Below are 16,484 nucleotides of genomic sequence, written 5' to 3' on the forward strand. Positions count from 1 at the left end.
CTATAAATGCTTCGCCACTCTGTGGTTTTTTTGCCGATTGTAAATAAGGTGGGTTGTACAGAAAACTATTTAAATCAGGTTTTATGGCAGCTATAGGTGCGGCGCACCGAAATATTTATAGCCTAAAAATTAGCACAAAGCAATAAGGTGCTTAGCACCGCAGTATTTATAACCAGAATTGCATCCCCATTGATAACGTGCATATTGATTTTGTAAAAAATCAATAAACCATAGTTATTCTTCAAAAAAATCAAACAAGTAATTCTCCTCAAATTTGATGTCATTCTTCTTTAAAATTGATAAATATTCATCCTTAAAAGATTTCTTTATATGGTGTTCTCGCTGGTTTAAAACATACTTAGCTACTCGATCAATCTGGGAGTGAGAATGAGTGAAACAAGCATATCCATTTTGCCAACTAAAATGAAAAGGACAAAGTTTTTTGTCCTTAATCCATTTATTGGATGAAGTTTTGATTTGTTCTACCAGCTTAGGAATCGGATTGTTTAGATTGTAGCCAATAAAGATATGGATGTGATCATGGGCAGTTCCGATTGCAATTAATTTATGTCCTTCAGCCTGAACAATGCCTGTAATATATTTTTCTAAGTCTGAAGCCCAGGAATCAAGAATTAAGGCATTTCTATTCCGAACTGCAAAAATAAGGTGCATGTAAGATTGAGAATAAGTGTTTGCCATATTGTTGATATTTAGGGTGAAATAAGGTTTAAAGTAAATAAAATAATAATATAGATAAAAATAAATTTTCATACCACGGTGCTCTGCACCTCAATTTCATTSATTATTYATYTGGYTATAAATGCTTCGCCACKCTGTGGCTTTTTTGCCAATGGTAAATAAKGTKTCTAGTMCAGAAAATTATCTAAATCAGGTTTTCGGCGGTCTAMAGGTGCAGCGCACCGACATATTTATAGCCTAAAGATTAGCACAAAGCAATAAGGTGCTTAGCACCGTGGTATTTACYTTAATTATAAATTTAATATGAACCATATCACGGTGCTCTGCACCTCAATTTCATTSATTATTYATYTGGYTATAAATGCTTCGCCACKCTGTGGCTCGTTTAGCCAATGGTAAATAAAGTGTCTAATACAGAAAATTATCTAAATCAGGTTTTCGGCGGTCTAAAGGTGCAGCGCACCGACATATTTATAGCCTAAGGATTAGTACATATCAAAAGGTGCATCGCACCGTGGTATAAAATATCACCTTGAACAATTAATCACACCGCCTATTTCATATTTTCTATCATTCTTAATGGCTAGTAGAAAATTGAATAAGGTTAATTAAGGTTAATTTCATTTTTCTCTTCACCCCCAATTTACATGTGCGTGTTTTACTAATAAAAGAGATAAAGGTCTGATTAGATTGTCTGATAGATCTTAACTCCAAATGCAAGTAATACGAAAAGATTTTTAATCAACTGTACGTAAAAAACGAACATATGAAAAGAATTGTAAACCTACTATTAGTGGTTTGTTGTGTGTTATCCGCAACAGCGCAAAACAGGGAAGAGGACAAGGAGAAAACCAAGAACTTTCCTAAAATGAGGGAAATTAAAAATGCAGATATTCCTGGAGCTCCACTTTTAAAGAACCCTATACTATTGACTGGAAGTAAAAATGAAATCAGAACCGAGAAACATGGTTTAATCTATCCTGCCTTTTTCGATTGGAACAAAGATGGAAAGAAGGATTTGTTATTGGGCGAGTTCGAAACGGGAGATACAGGATCAAACATCAAAGTCTATATCAATAAAGGCTCTGATAAGAAACCAAAATATACTGGTGAATATTTCTATGCAACGGATATCAAGGGAGATACCATTACCAATCATCAGTGGTGCTGTATCGGAATTCATCCAAGAATTGTAGATATGGATGGCGATGGGCATTTAGATATATTGTCTGGTCAGTACAATCCTGGAAAGATTTCCTGGTGGAGAGGCTCTGATAAAGGTTTTCTACCTCGGGTTTTCATCGACCAGGAAGGATATGTTGAAGGGGCTCGCCTTACACATGACGATCCATCATGGGATCCGAAAGCAAACTCCTACTGGAACTACACTTCGGCCGACTTTGCCGACTTCAATGGTGATGGTTTATTGGATTTGTTTGTTGGTGGATCAGACGGTTTTCGTGTAGCACTAAACAAAGGCACAAAAGTAAAACCCAAGTTTGGCCTGAGAAAATATTTGCACCATGTTGATGGAAGTATCCTGAAAGTGAATGATCCTGAGCAAAAATGGGTAGAACAAGCTAAAAAAGACGGAACCTATATTAACCTGGCAGGAGTTGGCAAAGGTTACATGACACCAACAGACTGGGATGGCGATGGAGTATTAGACCTATTGGTTACGCATGAATATTACCAAAAAGGACACAATCCTGTTGAATTTTTCCGAGGTGTTCAAACCGATAAAGGTTTACGATTCGAAGCTAAAAGAGCACTGTTTAGCGAGCTAAATGGCGATAAAGCAATGCCGGGTTGTCAGCCAATGATCACTGTTGTGGATTATAACAATGATGGCGTACAGGATATTGTGATGGGAATTTCCATCCCAACCATTAACGGATATGATGCTGTACCGGAAATTGCCTGGAGATGGGTAAAAGATATGCAAATTGAGATGCCTGGTAAAGATGCTGGTCGTACCATTAAATGGGCAGGTGGTGTTGAAGGAGCAATTAAAAAGATTGAAGCAGATACCATGGGCTGGACTCGCAGAATGTACATGGGTAATCTGGATGATTACAAGTATCTGACCATGCGTCACAGAGGATATACATTCGTTTTTTACGGTAAAAAGAGTGATACAAAAGCCATAGCAAAAAAAGCAGAAGCCCAACCAGCCTTCCAACGTAAGCCATGGAAAAATGAGTTGGTTAAAAGCTCCTCAACGAAAGGACCGGTAAGTTTTACGATAAAATCGCCAGAGCGTGTAAAGTATGGAAAAGAACATATGCTTGAGATTGATTTTAAGTTGAAAAAAGATTGGTACCTGTATACCGAAAACAAAGCCAATATATCGGCTGGCTTTATTCCAACAGTAGTTAGTGTTGAACTGCCAGATGGTGTTGATAAAATTGGTGAACTGGTAATGCCGAAAGAAACGCCAAAAGGAGGTATGGTAGTTTATAAGGGAGATAGTGTTTGCTTCAAGCAGAAGTTTTCATTGAAGCGCCCAACAAGAGAGCAATATATGGATAAAAACTTTAAACCTTTAAGAGAGGTGGATATTAAGGTGAAGATCAAGTTTCAAACCTGTAACAACGAAATGTGCTTGCCACCCGAAGAACATGTGGTGGATGTAAAAGCTAATGTAAGCATGCGATAGTTTTTTTGATTAGGGTGAAAAGACTGTTTCCTGTAATGGGGAATGGTCTTTTTTAAAGTCCAAAAGTCCAAAAGTCCAAAAGTCTTAAAGTCAATGAGATTATTACACATTATTAATTACTCATTGTTAACGCTCGAAGGTTAATTAAGGTTAAATCTCATCCAGCTCTTCATTCCATAATCAAGCATGCGTGTATTACTAGAACAAAGGGACTTTTAGAAAATAAGTTTCAAATTAATCTAACCAAAAATAGAGATAAACAATGAAGAAAGTATTACTGATTGCATTACTTGCAATTTTTAGTGTAGGTGTGAATGCACAGGGAATTCAGTTTGAACAAGGTACATTTGCCGAAGCTTTGACAAAAGCTGAAAAAGAAAACAAATTGTTGTTTGTAGATTTTTACACCACATGGTGTGGCCCATGCAAGAAAATGTCAAAAACCATTTTCACTCAAGATGAGGTTGGTGCTTTTTTTAACCAAAACTTCATTTCTTTAAAAGTGGATGCTGAAAAAGGTGAGGGACCAGAATTGGCAGGAAAATACAATGTAAAAGGCTTTCCAACCATGATTTTTTTTAATGGCGATGGATCTGAAAACAAGCGTTTGGTAGGAGCAACTCCTGATGCGGGTTTCTTCCTGAGTTTTGCCAAGCAGGTAACAGGCGATGAGACGCCATTTTTAGAGAAGTATGAAGCTTACAAAAAGGGAAATAGAAATCTGGATTTTGTAAGAAGCTTAATCCTTTCCGGAGGTGTATATGCCTCAACTTTACCACGCGAAGAACAGGGCCCTTGGTATGAAAAATTTGCTGATATGGCATCCTGGTATTTTGTTTGCAAACAACCACAGCAAATGATGAACAAAGACGACTTTCGTCTGATTTCAATGTATTTAGATGGACCGAATAACGGAAATCCATTTGTGGAGCACATTTACAATAATTATGAGGCTTGGAAGAAAGTGATTCCTGTTGAAGATTTAACCATGTTCATTTTGAGAACAAACAACCAGTCGATTCACGATTCATACCAGAAGGGAAACTTGAAATTTCGTGAATACCTGGCAGCAATACATGGTCGTTTGGCCCAGGCTCATATCGATGGAAAAGCAAATGATACGCATGAGGTGATGACCTATGTTGCCGAGGCTGGTTATTGCCTGCATGGTTTAAAAGATGTAGACGGCTACCTGGATTGGAATGAAAAATACAAAGCATACCAGAAAGAAAAAGGTGAGTTGGATGCCAGAAGCTATATGGCTACTGTTGGCAACTGTTTGCATGCTTCGAAAGATTACATTAGCGAAAAGCAGGTGAAAAGGTTGATGAAATTTATCGAATTGGGATTAAAATTAGATGCCAATGCAAGTACACTTATCGAAAATAAAGGAGATTGCTACGCATTACTTAAAAACTCTGAAAAAGCAAAAGAGTGCTACAATAAAGTAATTGAATTAACCAAAGACAGCAGACATGCTGATTACTATAAAGAAAATATGACCAAAAAAATTCAAGCGCTATAATTAGCTTTGAATCGTGAGTAGTTTCAGGCCATTCCTTGTACGGGGGAATGGCTTTTTTAGTCAAAAAAATACATGAATCTGGAGGTAAACAGGAAAGTTTCTTGACTAGAAAACTAGCTGTAATGAATGCAAGTTAGCCCTGAAAGGGCATTTCATTTCAGCCCAGGGCAAATGAGCGCAGCGAATGTCATCCTGGCTTATGGTTGGTAAATCTCTCGTCGCAACTAGTGATCATCATTATTGTAATTCAATGCATGCGACGAAAGAAAAGAGGAAAAATTCAAGAGATTATTATCCATTACTAGTTATCCATTACTCATTATTAACCGCTCGAAGGTTAATTAAGGTTAATTCTCACTCTTCCCTTCATTCCATTGGAAAGAGTGCGTGTTCTTCAAATACAAAGGGACTTATAAGTAAATGAAGTTCGAATTAATCTAACCAAAAACATATACAATGAAAAGATTAGTAATGATTGCTTGCCTCTTGATGGCAACAATTGCAGTAAAAGCACATCAGGAAGGAAAAGGAATGAAATTCTTCCATGGAACTTATGAAGAGTTGCTGGCTGAGGCTAAAAAGCAAGACAAGAAAATTTTTATCGATTTCTATACCAAATGGTGCGGACCATGTAAAGCCATTGCGAAAAATGTGTTCCCGCTGGAGTCGGTTGGTAAATTCTACAACGAACACTTTATCTGTTACAAGGTAGATGCCGAAGTTGGAGAGGGGCCCGAGCTGGCAAAGAAATACAAAGTAAAAGGCTTTCCAACATTTACTTTCACCGATGCCGAAGGGAAATCGATTTACGAAGGAACCTCAATAGGTGCAGGTGATGAAAAAGGATTTTTAAGATTGGGGCGCCTGGCCCTTGGTTTGGAAAAGAAAGATTGGGCGTGGTACCAGGAAGAGTTCAAAAAAGGAGCGCGTTCAGTTGCTTTTCTCGATGAATATTTCCAGGCCAGAATGGCTGCAACTCACAGACCTCCAAGTGCCGACGACTGGTACATGATGTATGAATGTTATCCAGAAAATGAACGTTGGGAAGGAAAGCCTTTGCTAATGGCATTTTGGCAAGCTCGTTATGGCAACAAATTCTACAATGTAGTAGTTAACAACAAGGAAAAATTTCCACTCTTAAAAGATGCTGCAAATGCTGTTGCCTGGTTCTGTTCTTCCTTATACGATTCTATGGGTGATGAGGCAAAACTCAAAGCTACTTTTGAAGCCATGAAAAAAGATTTTCCAGCTTATGCTGATCAGGCAAAAGATCTTTTCGATCGTGATATGTTGAGATTTAACGGACAAGAAGCTGAACATGTTCTAAAAATGATGGAATACAAGGAAAAGTATGGTGAACCTCTTGGCTTTGATCAAATGGTTGGTTTTTCGGCCTTAAAAGCAAAAGAGCTAAAGCCTGAGCATGCCGATTTTATTCGCAAAAAGTATGAAGAAGGTTTGAATGCCACTCCCGTTCATTTCTTTTCGGTAGGTGCTTATGCTTACTTAAGCTACAAAGCTGGTAAAACAGGTGAAGCAAAGGAAATTGCTAAAAAATATGCCAAAGAAGCTGAAAAATATGCTACATCAAAGAAATCAGCCTGGCCATATTCAATCGTGCAAAATTTACTAAAGGGAGAGGAGCTAAGCCCGCTTTCATTTCCAAAAAGATAATTGATATTTCTCAAAAGCCTGTCAGAGCGAATTAAGCCTGACAGTGCTTTTGCTTTTTCATATTGCTGAACAGCAATCAAATCTGAAAAATTAATCTAACCAAAACAAATACAAAAAATGAAAAGATTACTATTGGTGGCAGTAATGGCGGTGATTTCACTGTCTGTTTCTGCACAGGGAATTCAATTCGAACACGGCACTTTTGCTGAAGCTTTAGCAAAAGCTAAAAAGGAGAACAAATTGCTATTTGTAGATTTCTACACTACATGGTGTGGCCCTTGTAAAAAAATGTCGGAAACCATCTTCACACAAAAAGAAGTTGGCGATTATTACAACAAAAATTTTATCTCTTTAAAGGTTGATGCCGAAAAAGGAGAAGGTCCAAAATTGGCAGAAGCAAATAAGGTGAAAGGTTTTCCAACAATGATTTTCTTTAATGCCGATGGAACAGAAAACAAGCGTTTGGTAGGAGCTACTCCCGATGCAGGTTTCTTTATCAGCTTTGCGAAACAGGTTACGGGCGAAGAAAAGCCATTTCTTGAGCAATTCGAGGCATACAAAAAGGGGAATAGAAACCTCGATTTTGTAAGAAACCTGATTCTTGCAGGTGGAGTTTATGCTTCAACTTTACCACGCGAAGAGCAAACTCCATGGTTTGAAAAGTTTGCCGAAATGGCTTCCTGGTATTTCGTGTGTAAACAACCTCACGAAATGATGAACAAGGAAGATTTTCGCTTGATTTCGATGTATTTGGATGGTCCAAACAACGGAAATCCATTTGTGGAACACATTTATAACAATTATGAAGCCTGGGCGAAAGTTATTCCAAATGCAGATCTTTCCATGTTCATTTTCAGAACAAACAATCAATCTATTCACCAGGCATATCGTACTGGCGATTTGAAATTTCGCGAATACCTGGCTGCAGTTCACGGTCGATTGGCAAAGGTATATGCCGATACACCTGATGCGGATGCAGAGGATACTTTCCAGATTATGACCATGGTTGGAGAATCGGGACTTTGTTTGTACAAAAAAGATTTAGATGGTGTTCTGGATTGGAACGACAAATACCTGGCATATGAATTGGCAAAGGGAGAAGTTGAATCGTATTCTTACAACACCTCAGCTGGTCAGTTACTACAAGCTAAGGATGCCATTACTCCTGCGCATGCAAAACGCGTAATGAAAATCTTAAAAACAGGCTTGAAAAAATACCCTGGCGACAGAAGTCTTACCATCTCTTTGGGAGAATATTCGGCACTACTTGGTGATAAAAAAACAGCCAAAGAATGTTACGAAAAGGTAATTGAAATGACAAAAGATGGGCGAGGTGCAGATTACTTTAAAAACCTAATGGAAGAAAAGCTACAAGCATTAAAATAAGATCTTTCACATCAATAAATTAACCAGTATTGGGATTGTTTTGAATGATCCTGCTACTGGTTTACCCAAACAACAAAATCAATGAAACTAAACACAAAATCAAGAAAGATATTCTCGATGACCAAGATGGCTATGCTGATTTTGGTATTGAGCGTTTTTGCAAGTTCTTGTAAGAACAAAGAAAAGCAAGCACAAGATGATAAACCTGGGATGTCGCTGGATGGTACGATCGAAGGTTTTAATGGAACTCTTAAAGCCTGTACCAATTATGGTGAGAAAGAATTGGGAAAAGTAGTGGTAAAAGATGGGAAGTTTACCTTTAGTCATGATTTTCCCGTGCCTACACAATTGTCTTTTGAGACAGACGACCGATCGGTTTACATTAATTTTTGGGCTGAAAATGCCGTAATGACCCTGCTTGCCAAAAAGGAAACCTTGCATTTTGGTGGTCAATCGATGGATCGATATGTAGCCGTGGTAACAGGTGGTGAAATGCAAGCAGGAGCCGATCATTATAGCAAGGCGCAAAAAGAGTATAGCAAGAATCACCCGAGCGAAATGGATTACTATGGGAAGATTCATACAGCCAAAACAGAAGCTGAGAAGAAGGCTTTAGAGGAAGAGCAAAAGAAAGCCAAATTGGCCTACCTGGAGTTCCAGAAAAACTACATCAAAAACAATCCTACCAATCCTTATTGCGCCCAGTTGGTATGGGTGCGATTAACCTCTAAAACAGGTGGTGAAAGTGCTGCCGTTTTGAAGGAATGGGCTGATCCTATCGATGCTAATACCCGCAAAAATCCATTTGTGGCGAAAATGTTCAAAATGTTGAACTCGATGTTGGAAACAGAGGCTGGCTTAGACAAATTCGTAGCTGGCGTGCACAACGTGAAGTACAAAGTCGACAATTCGTACAAGGGAGCGGTTCACAAGAATGTAGTTTACCTATCGATGATGCAGAATGATAAACTTTGTGCACTTGTGAGTGATTTTGGCGTACACGACAATTACAATTCTCACAATATGACTGGTGAGAAGAAACAAGCTAAAAACTTCTTCGTTCAAATTATCGACCCAAATGGAAAAGAATTGAAGCGTTTCAATGTGAATGCAAATGGTTTGGCTTCATCAATCGCTGTGGATGATCAGGATAACATTTACGTATTGTCTACATTGCAGAAAGTAATTGAGGTAAACTTCAGAGGCAGAAAATCGAAGCAGCTTAGAAATGTAGGTGTTGAGTGTAATGTGTACAATACCACAGGTGACAAACTGAAAACTTTCGAATTGGCTGGACGTGAGTATGCTACCGGGGCAAGGATTTATAAGGATAAACTATTGGTTTCTGATGTGGGTAAAGGTGCATTGGGGATCTATAACAAGGAAGATGGTAAGCTTTTGTCTACAATCGACGACCTGCGCCCTTGTTGTTCAATTCTCGATTTTGATGTAGATAAAAAATCGGGACAGGTATTGGCTGCAAACCTAGGCTCTTTCCGTGTTGATGCCTATGAGTTATCAGGGAAGAAAGTTGTTTCATTTGGGAAAAGAGGAAGAAGTCTCGACGATTTTCATTCTTGCTGTAACCCTGTAAGCGTGCGCCGATTGGACAATGGAGCAGTAATTACAGTGGAAAAATCACCAACTCGCATCAAGGTTTACACCGAAGAAGGAGCTAAAATGATAGAAGGCATAGAGGAGTTGGTAGAAGGATGCTTCCACATCCCGGTGATGTCTGATAGCAAATCAAATATCTACCTGGCATCTCCCGAAAAAGGTTTGGTAAAATGTATTGTGATGTAGATATCACATGAATTTGAATATTAACTAATGCGATTTTTAGGCGGGTTGTAATGGCCTGCCTTTTTTCTCTTCACCCTTATTTTAAATAAAGGTGTTTACTCAATAAACAATAACAAAAAGAAATAAGCCAAATGAAAATAATGAAGCAATTCGTTGCAGGTTTACTAGTGCTTACAGTGGTTTTATCTGCTTGTAATGCAAAAAAAGAAGAAATTAAAAAAGGTGGTTTTAATCTAAACGGAACGGTAAGCACTTTTGCTGAAGGTAAAATTGTGGCATCGGTGTATAAAGATGGCGTGGGCAACGTGGCGATAGATACCCTGGAAGTGAAAGAAGGAAAATTTAGTATGAATCATGATTTTCCAATGCCTGAGGAATTAACACTTGAACAATTGGACGGAGAATGGGGAGCCAGATTCTGGGCCGAAAATGCTGATATGACAATGCTTGGAGGAAAAGACTGGAGAGATAACCAGGTGAGTGGTGGACCTATGCAGGATGGTGCTAACCAGTACCGCAAAGCAAGTGCTGAATTCTTCAAAACTCACATGAGTCCATATGAATATAGCTCACTTGTTTATCAGGCTAAGACTGAGAAAGAGAAAAAAGAGGCGGAAGAAAAAGTGAAGAAAGAGAAATTAGCACACCTGGATTTCCAGAAAAACTTTATCAAGAATAATCCGACTAATCCATATGGGGCTGATTTAATTTGGGTACGATTAACCTCAAAAACTGGTGGCGAAAGTGCTGCATATTTGAAAACCTGGGCCGATCCTATCGATCCTTCGATTAGAAATCACCCTTATGTAGCCAAAATGTTTAACATGCTGAACATGATGCTGGAAACAGAAGCAGGACTGGACAAGTTTGTGGCCAATGCTGAAAGTGTAAGCTATAAGGTAGATCAAAACTTTAAAGGTGCTGTACATACCAACGTTTCCTACTTGTCTATTTTTAAGGATAACAATTTGTGTGCTTTAACAGGAACAAACTTGCACGACAATTACAATAGTCATGGGAAAGAGGTAGAAAAAACCAAGACTTTTGTTCAGATCATCTCTACCGATGGAGCGGAACTAAGCCGATTCGAAGTGCAAGAGGATGGCTTGCCATCAACCATTGCAGTTGACGATCAGGATCAGATCTATATCTGTGTAGGAAAACAAAAAAAGGAAACCAGGAAATTTCGCGGACGAACATCAACCTATATGGCGCCGGCAGGAGTAAAATGTTTGGTTTACAACAAGAAGGGTGATTTGCTGAAAGAGTTCATGCTAAAAGGAGTGAAACAGGCTTCTGGATCGAGAATTTATGAGGACAAACTTTTGGTGTCGGATGTTGGAAGCCAGTTGATGCAGATTTACAAAAAAGAAGATGGTACGCCTGTTACCAAATTGGGAGATCTTCGACCATGCTGTTCAATTCTAGATTTTGATGTAGATAAGAAAGGGAACATCATTGTTGCCAACCTTGGATCTTTCCGTGTGGATGCCTACGATTTTTCGGGTAAGAAATTGGTTTCATTTGGGCAAAGAGGAAAAGGAATCAACGATTTTTGGAGTTGCTGTAATCCGGTTAGTGTTCGTAAACTCGATAACAACTGTGTAATTACTGTAGAAAAAACTCCAACAAGAATCAAAGTATACAGTAAAGATGGTGCGCAACCAATCGAAGGAATTGACGAATTGGTAGACGGATGTTTCCACATCCCGGTAATTTCCGACAGTCAGAATAACATCTACCTGGCTTCGCCAAATAAGGGTTTGGTAAAATGCGTAATTAAAGGGTAAATATTTTGGGATTTAAATATTTCATAGTGAATTGGCAAAATAAGTAGGTTTTGATTGCCAATTAGAGGTTTAGTTTAAATGATTGGTAAGGGCAGGTTTTCATTCGAAAATCTGCCTTTTTTTGTATCTCTTTATTTGTCAGAGTATCATTAAAAAAAAGACTTTTCTGTATTTTTTTAAGATTTCTCTTCACCCCATATTTTATTTAGAGTGTTTTTAAGTTACAAATAAGCAACAAAAACCAGTTGCATGTTTAATCTAACCAAATAAATACAATATGAGATATTCAAAATGGATTGTTCTGGCAGGCTCGATAGCGCTACTGTCTGCATGTGCGACAAAAAACTCCGATCGCATTAGCTACAAACCTGCCAAGAACATGAAAACAAAGAACATGTTGAGCATTCCTGAAATTGTAAATGAAAACATTCCGGGTGCACCTCTTTTGAGTCAGCCCATTCAAATTCAGGGAGAGATAGACGAAATTATGACAGAAAAGCATGGTTACGCCTATCCGGCTTTATACGATTGGAACAGGGATGGAAAAAAAGACTTGCTGATTGGTGAATTCGAAACAGGCGAAACAGGTTCTTTCCTGCAGGTTCACCTGAACGAAGGAAGTAACGAAATTCCTAAATATTCAGGAAAATTCGAATATGCATTAGATACAGCTGGCGATACTATTACTGCCTACTACTGGTGTTGTATTGGCCTGCATCCACGCTTTATAGACCTAACCGGCGATGGTATCGATGATATGGTAACAGGTTCCTACAATCCAGGCATAATCTCGATGTGGGAAGGAACAGCCAATGGTTTTAAACCAGTGGTAGAAGTTGAGCAGGAAGGCGATCCAAGAAAATACATCAACGGCTTGGAACTGACCGATAGCAAAAGCTTGAATTACTGGAATTACACTTCGGCTCACTTTGCCGATTTTAATGGCGATGGTTTATATGATTTGTTCGTGGCAGGATCTGGTGGCCTTCGTGTGGCCCTGAATGTTGGAACAAAGACCAAGCCTAAATTCGGATACCGAGAACTTTTGCTCGATCCAGAAGGAAATGCACTAGTACTGATGGATCAGGAGGTGATTGATGAGCACAACAAAAAATATGTAGGTCCGATTTCGGGAGATATGAAATCCTATATCGAGCCAATCGATTGGGATGGCGATGGAGTACTTGATTTACTGGCCACTTCGACTTATTCGTACAAAGGACAAAATCCGATTGAGTTTTTCCGTGGCGTGAAAACTCCAAAAGGCATTCGCTTTGAGCAACGCCGCCCATTGTTTACTGCCAAAAATGGCAGCGACAGGCCATTCCCGGGATCAGCAACCCAGGTAAAAGTGGAAGATTATAACAACGACGGCGTAAACGATTTGTTGATTGGGATGAGTATCATTTCTGTACAGGACTATAGAATTGTAGATTCCCTGGCATGGAAACCACTGGATCATTTTGGATTGCCACGCGTTGGAAAAGATTTGGGACATGGATATGGTGATCCAAATCGCCATGAAGAAACCTGTAGAATGCAGAAGCGCTTTGCAGGAGAAGATGGTAAAATTCCATGGTTCTATCAACGTCCTTTAGACGATCAGGTGAGAGATATTTACTCCTCCCGTCATCGCGGATATGTGTATGTAATGTATGGAGAGAAAGCAGAATCAAATGCTACAATTAAGGAGTACAAGGAGGCCAAAGATTTTGTTTTGCCTGATGTGTACAAATTAAAAACCAATCAGACAGCATCTACCACCAGCGGACCTGTAACTGTTTCTTTGGAAGCTACTAAAGATCCGAACCCATATTCCACGCCAATGGTAATCAGGGCAAAATTTACAATGAAAGCTGGGTGGTATTTGTATGCCGATACCAAGCACAACAGGGAGAACGATTATGTGGTAACCACATTTGAATTTGAACCTTGCGAAGGAGTGAGCCTTGCAGGCGATATTGCTACTCCCGAAATGTTTAATCCAGAGGGAACGGCAAAATTCGAAGGCGAAGAACTGGTTTTCGAGCAGGTATTTAAAATGGGGAGAGCTTTTTACGGAGTTAAAGACAAGAAAGTAGGTGTGAAAATTACCTACCAGACTTGTAATCAGGATATGTGTTTGCCACCTGTAACAATCCGTGAAACGATTCAATTCTAACTTATCGATATAGGCACATATTTTGCTATCTTAGCAGTGTTTAAACAACAAAATGTCTAACAAGATTAAAATTTTTACAATGAAGAAATTGAAAATGGTATTGTTCGTTGGTGTAGTAATGATGTTTCTATCAACTACAGTAAAAGCCCAGGGAATTGAGTTCTTCCACGGAACATATGCCGAAGCACAAGCAAAAGCAAAGAAAGAAGGAAAACAACTGTTTATGGATTTTTACACCTCATGGTGTGGTCCGTGCAAAGTAATGGCGAAAAAATATTTTACTCTCGAAAGTGTTGGCAAGGTGTACAATAAGAAGTTTATCTGCCTTAAAATTGATGCTGAAAAGGGAGAAGGTCCTGAAATTGCAAAAAAATACGGTGTTAAAGTGTATCCTACTTTGGTTTTTGCCGATTCTTCTGGCAAAGAAGTAAAGACAATTAAAGGAATGCAAAATGAACAACAGTTGCTCGAGTTGGCAAAATAAGTTCATCTAAAATTGAAATAGAAAGATTCCTGCTTCTCAAAAGAGGCAGGAATTTTTTTGTCTTGTTGGGGCGATTCTTTTTCAATTAACCTTAATTAACTTTAAAAGTAAGCTCCTTCTTAATTCTATTTTGATTTCATCGTGTTTTTGACTTATACAAAGGAATCTAATAAACAAAATCAACACAATGAAACTTAAAATGAAGACTTTAGCAGCCTTGTTAAGCATTCTAATGATGCTTTCGGCTTGTAACTCCCAAAAAAAAGAAGCTGGTTTTACCCTAAACGGAACCATTCACGGATATGAAAATGGAACGCTTTTATTAAAGAAGGATTTTAACGATCCAAATCCTGTAAAGTATGAAGTAAAAGACGGGAAGTTCACCATCACCGGAGATCTATTGGATGAACCCAAAGACCTATTCATGGAAATCAAAGAAAAAGATGTTCGTTTCGGACTGTATGTTGAAAACGGCGTGAATACTTTGGAAGTGAAGCTTACCTCTAAAACGCACCCAATGATGGGAGAAATGTTTAGCATGGAAGTGATTAAAATGGAAGCTTCCATTGTGAATGAACACGAGAAGGAGATACGCGAAAAAGACCAGCAAGTAAGAGATCAGTATTATGGCAAGAATATGGAGAAAATGGCAAGCCTTACTGATGAAGATATTAATGCTTACAAAGAGGCAAGTGCAAATGTAAATCGTGAGTTTATTAAAGCCCATCCTGATGCATACTACTCGGCTTATTTGGCTTTACGTTTGGCTCACGGTGAAGATTCTGAAGGTGTGAGAGAAGTTCTGGCGATGTTAGATCCAAAAATGGACAATTCATTGGTAAGAGCCCTTAAAACCAAATTGAAAGACATGGAACTCACTGATGTGGATCCATCGGAAATTATCAAAGCCAAAAATGTATCGTATAAAGTTGAAAAGGCATTTGCAGGAAGTAATCATACCAATATTGTGTATATGGGGATGTTCTCGAACGATAATGTTTGTACACTTACTAAAGATGGTAGCATTCAGATTGTAGATGCAAAAGGAAAAGAGATCAGCAAATTTAAGCCAAGCCTGGCATCACTGCCAACTTCAATAGCTGTAGATCAGGATGATCAGATTTATGTGATGTATCCATTGACAAAAAAAGTAAGCAGGAAATTTAGAGGGAGAACGATGGAAATTGATGAAACCTATGCGTTTGAGTGTAGTGTTTTCGATACAAAAGGAGAGCTGAAAAGCACTTTCGAGCTGGAAGGAATTGTTACTGCAACGGGAGCTCGTGTTGCCGAAGGAAAACTGTTGGTGGCCGACTGGCAAAGCAGAATAATTGGTGTGTTTAATGCGAAAACTGGTGCAAAAGAAGCTGCTTTGGAAGACATGAGACCTTGTTGTGCCATTTTGGATTTTTCGATCAATGCCAAGAACGAAGTTTTGGTTGCCAACCTTGGAGCATTTAGAGTACAGGCCTACGATTTAAGCGGCAAAAACTTATTGGCATTTGGCAAGAGAGGTAAATCGGTAAACGATTTTCATGGATGTTGTAATCCTGTGAGTGTTGCTTACCTGGATAATGGTGCTATTGTTACGGTAGAAAAGGATCCAACACGTGTTAAAATTTTCAGCAGCGAGGGAGCGAAGCAAATTGAAGGAATCGAGGAGTTGGTAAAAGGTTGCTCTTACATTCCAATGATTGTTGACAGCAAAGACAATTTGTACCTGGCTTCTCCTGAAAAAGGAATGATTAAATGTGTATCGGTAAGTTAATTTGTTCTTAGCATCGTTTGATATAGCAATGTTGAGTTGTATTACTGATAGTTAAAAAAATGACATGCCCAATCCTCTTAATGAATAAGGATGGAGAGAAATTGGGTATGTCAAAACAAGTAAATTCACTCTATTTAGGTTAAATAAAGTGAATAAACATTACTAAAACTCTCCTTAAACAAGCCTTCCAGTTAATTAAGGTTAAAATTGAAACCAATCATTCATCCAAACTAATAAGTTTGGTGTCCTAATCGTAAAGCAGAAAAAACTAAAAAGGAACTTCTCGATCTTAGGTGATAGAAGAGACATGAAAAAGGATTTTATTTAGAGGGATTATGAATAATGCAGAAAATCACTTTTTTATTCATCCATTTTTACAGGAATAGTGTCATATAGGCAAACACTTAGCGAGGTTGGTAAAACTTCCCTGACAGAAAAAGTGTTCCTTTTTTTATAAGTTTGATCAATTTTGAATTAACAGTATAGGGATTTTGATCTGTTGACCACAAACAGATGATAGGGGAATCCGATGTAG

General features: G+C 38.5%; 10 protein-coding genes. 9 read left to right on the top strand and 1 reads right to left on the bottom strand.

The features are described from left to right. Positions 1 to 234: 234 nt before the first annotated feature. Complete coding sequence (tnpA, locus tag ELS83_RS05870) at positions 235 to 699, bottom strand: IS200/IS605 family transposase (RefSeq protein ID WP_171594604.1); 465 nt, start codon at positions 697 to 699, stop codon at positions 235 to 237. Positions 700 to 1,465: 766 nt separating this feature from the next. Here tnpA and ELS83_RS05875 point away from each other — a divergent pair. From ELS83_RS05875 to ELS83_RS05915, 9 genes are all read left to right on the top strand, one after another. Continuing rightward, on the top strand, positions 1,466 to 3,358 hold the full coding sequence (locus ELS83_RS05875; protein WP_171594605.1) for an FG-GAP-like repeat-containing protein: 1,893 nt from the start codon (positions 1,466 to 1,468) through the stop codon (positions 3,356 to 3,358). Positions 3,359 to 3,620: 262 nt separating this feature from the next. Further along, positions 3,621 to 4,883, top strand: a complete 1,263-nt coding sequence (locus ELS83_RS05880) for a thioredoxin fold domain-containing protein (protein WP_171594606.1) — start codon at positions 3,621 to 3,623, stop codon at positions 4,881 to 4,883. Positions 4,884 to 5,339: 456 nt separating this feature from the next. Next, a complete protein-coding gene (locus tag ELS83_RS05885) occupies positions 5,340 to 6,557 on the top strand; it encodes a thioredoxin family protein (RefSeq protein ID WP_171594607.1) in 1,218 nt (405 codons plus the stop codon). A 117-nt stretch (positions 6,558 to 6,674) separates the two neighbouring features. Next, positions 6,675 to 7,943 (top strand): thioredoxin family protein, encoded by a 1,269-nt coding sequence (locus tag ELS83_RS05890; protein ID WP_171594608.1) that lies wholly within the window; start codon positions 6,675 to 6,677, stop codon positions 7,941 to 7,943. 81 nt (positions 7,944 to 8,024) lie between these two features. Then, entirely contained in the window at positions 8,025 to 9,746 is a 1,722-nt protein-coding gene (locus tag ELS83_RS05895) for a DUF4369 domain-containing protein (RefSeq protein WP_171594609.1), read from the top strand. Positions 9,747 to 9,886: 140 nt separating this feature from the next. Beyond that, the gene (locus ELS83_RS05900) at positions 9,887 to 11,536 is read left to right on the top strand and encodes a DUF4369 domain-containing protein (protein ID WP_171594610.1); all 1,650 of its coding nucleotides are present in this window, start codon (positions 9,887 to 9,889) and stop codon (positions 11,534 to 11,536) included. A gap of 277 nt (positions 11,537 to 11,813) precedes the next feature. Beyond that, a complete protein-coding gene (locus ELS83_RS05905) occupies positions 11,814 to 13,697 on the top strand; it encodes an FG-GAP repeat domain-containing protein (protein ID WP_171594611.1) in 1,884 nt (627 codons plus the stop codon). Positions 13,698 to 13,776: 79 nt separating this feature from the next. Then, entirely contained in the window at positions 13,777 to 14,181 is a 405-nt protein-coding gene (locus tag ELS83_RS05910) for a thioredoxin family protein (RefSeq protein ID WP_171594612.1), read from the top strand. 187 nt (positions 14,182 to 14,368) lie between these two features. Continuing rightward, positions 14,369 to 15,949, top strand: coding sequence for a DUF4369 domain-containing protein (locus ELS83_RS05915; protein ID WP_171594613.1), 1,581 nt, complete (start codon positions 14,369 to 14,371; stop codon positions 15,947 to 15,949). Positions 15,950 to 16,484: the final 535 nt, after the last annotated feature.

Source organism: Marinifilum caeruleilacunae (assembly GCF_013141825.1).
GTDB lineage: Bacteria > Bacteroidota > Bacteroidia > Bacteroidales > Marinifilaceae > Marinifilum > Marinifilum caeruleilacunae.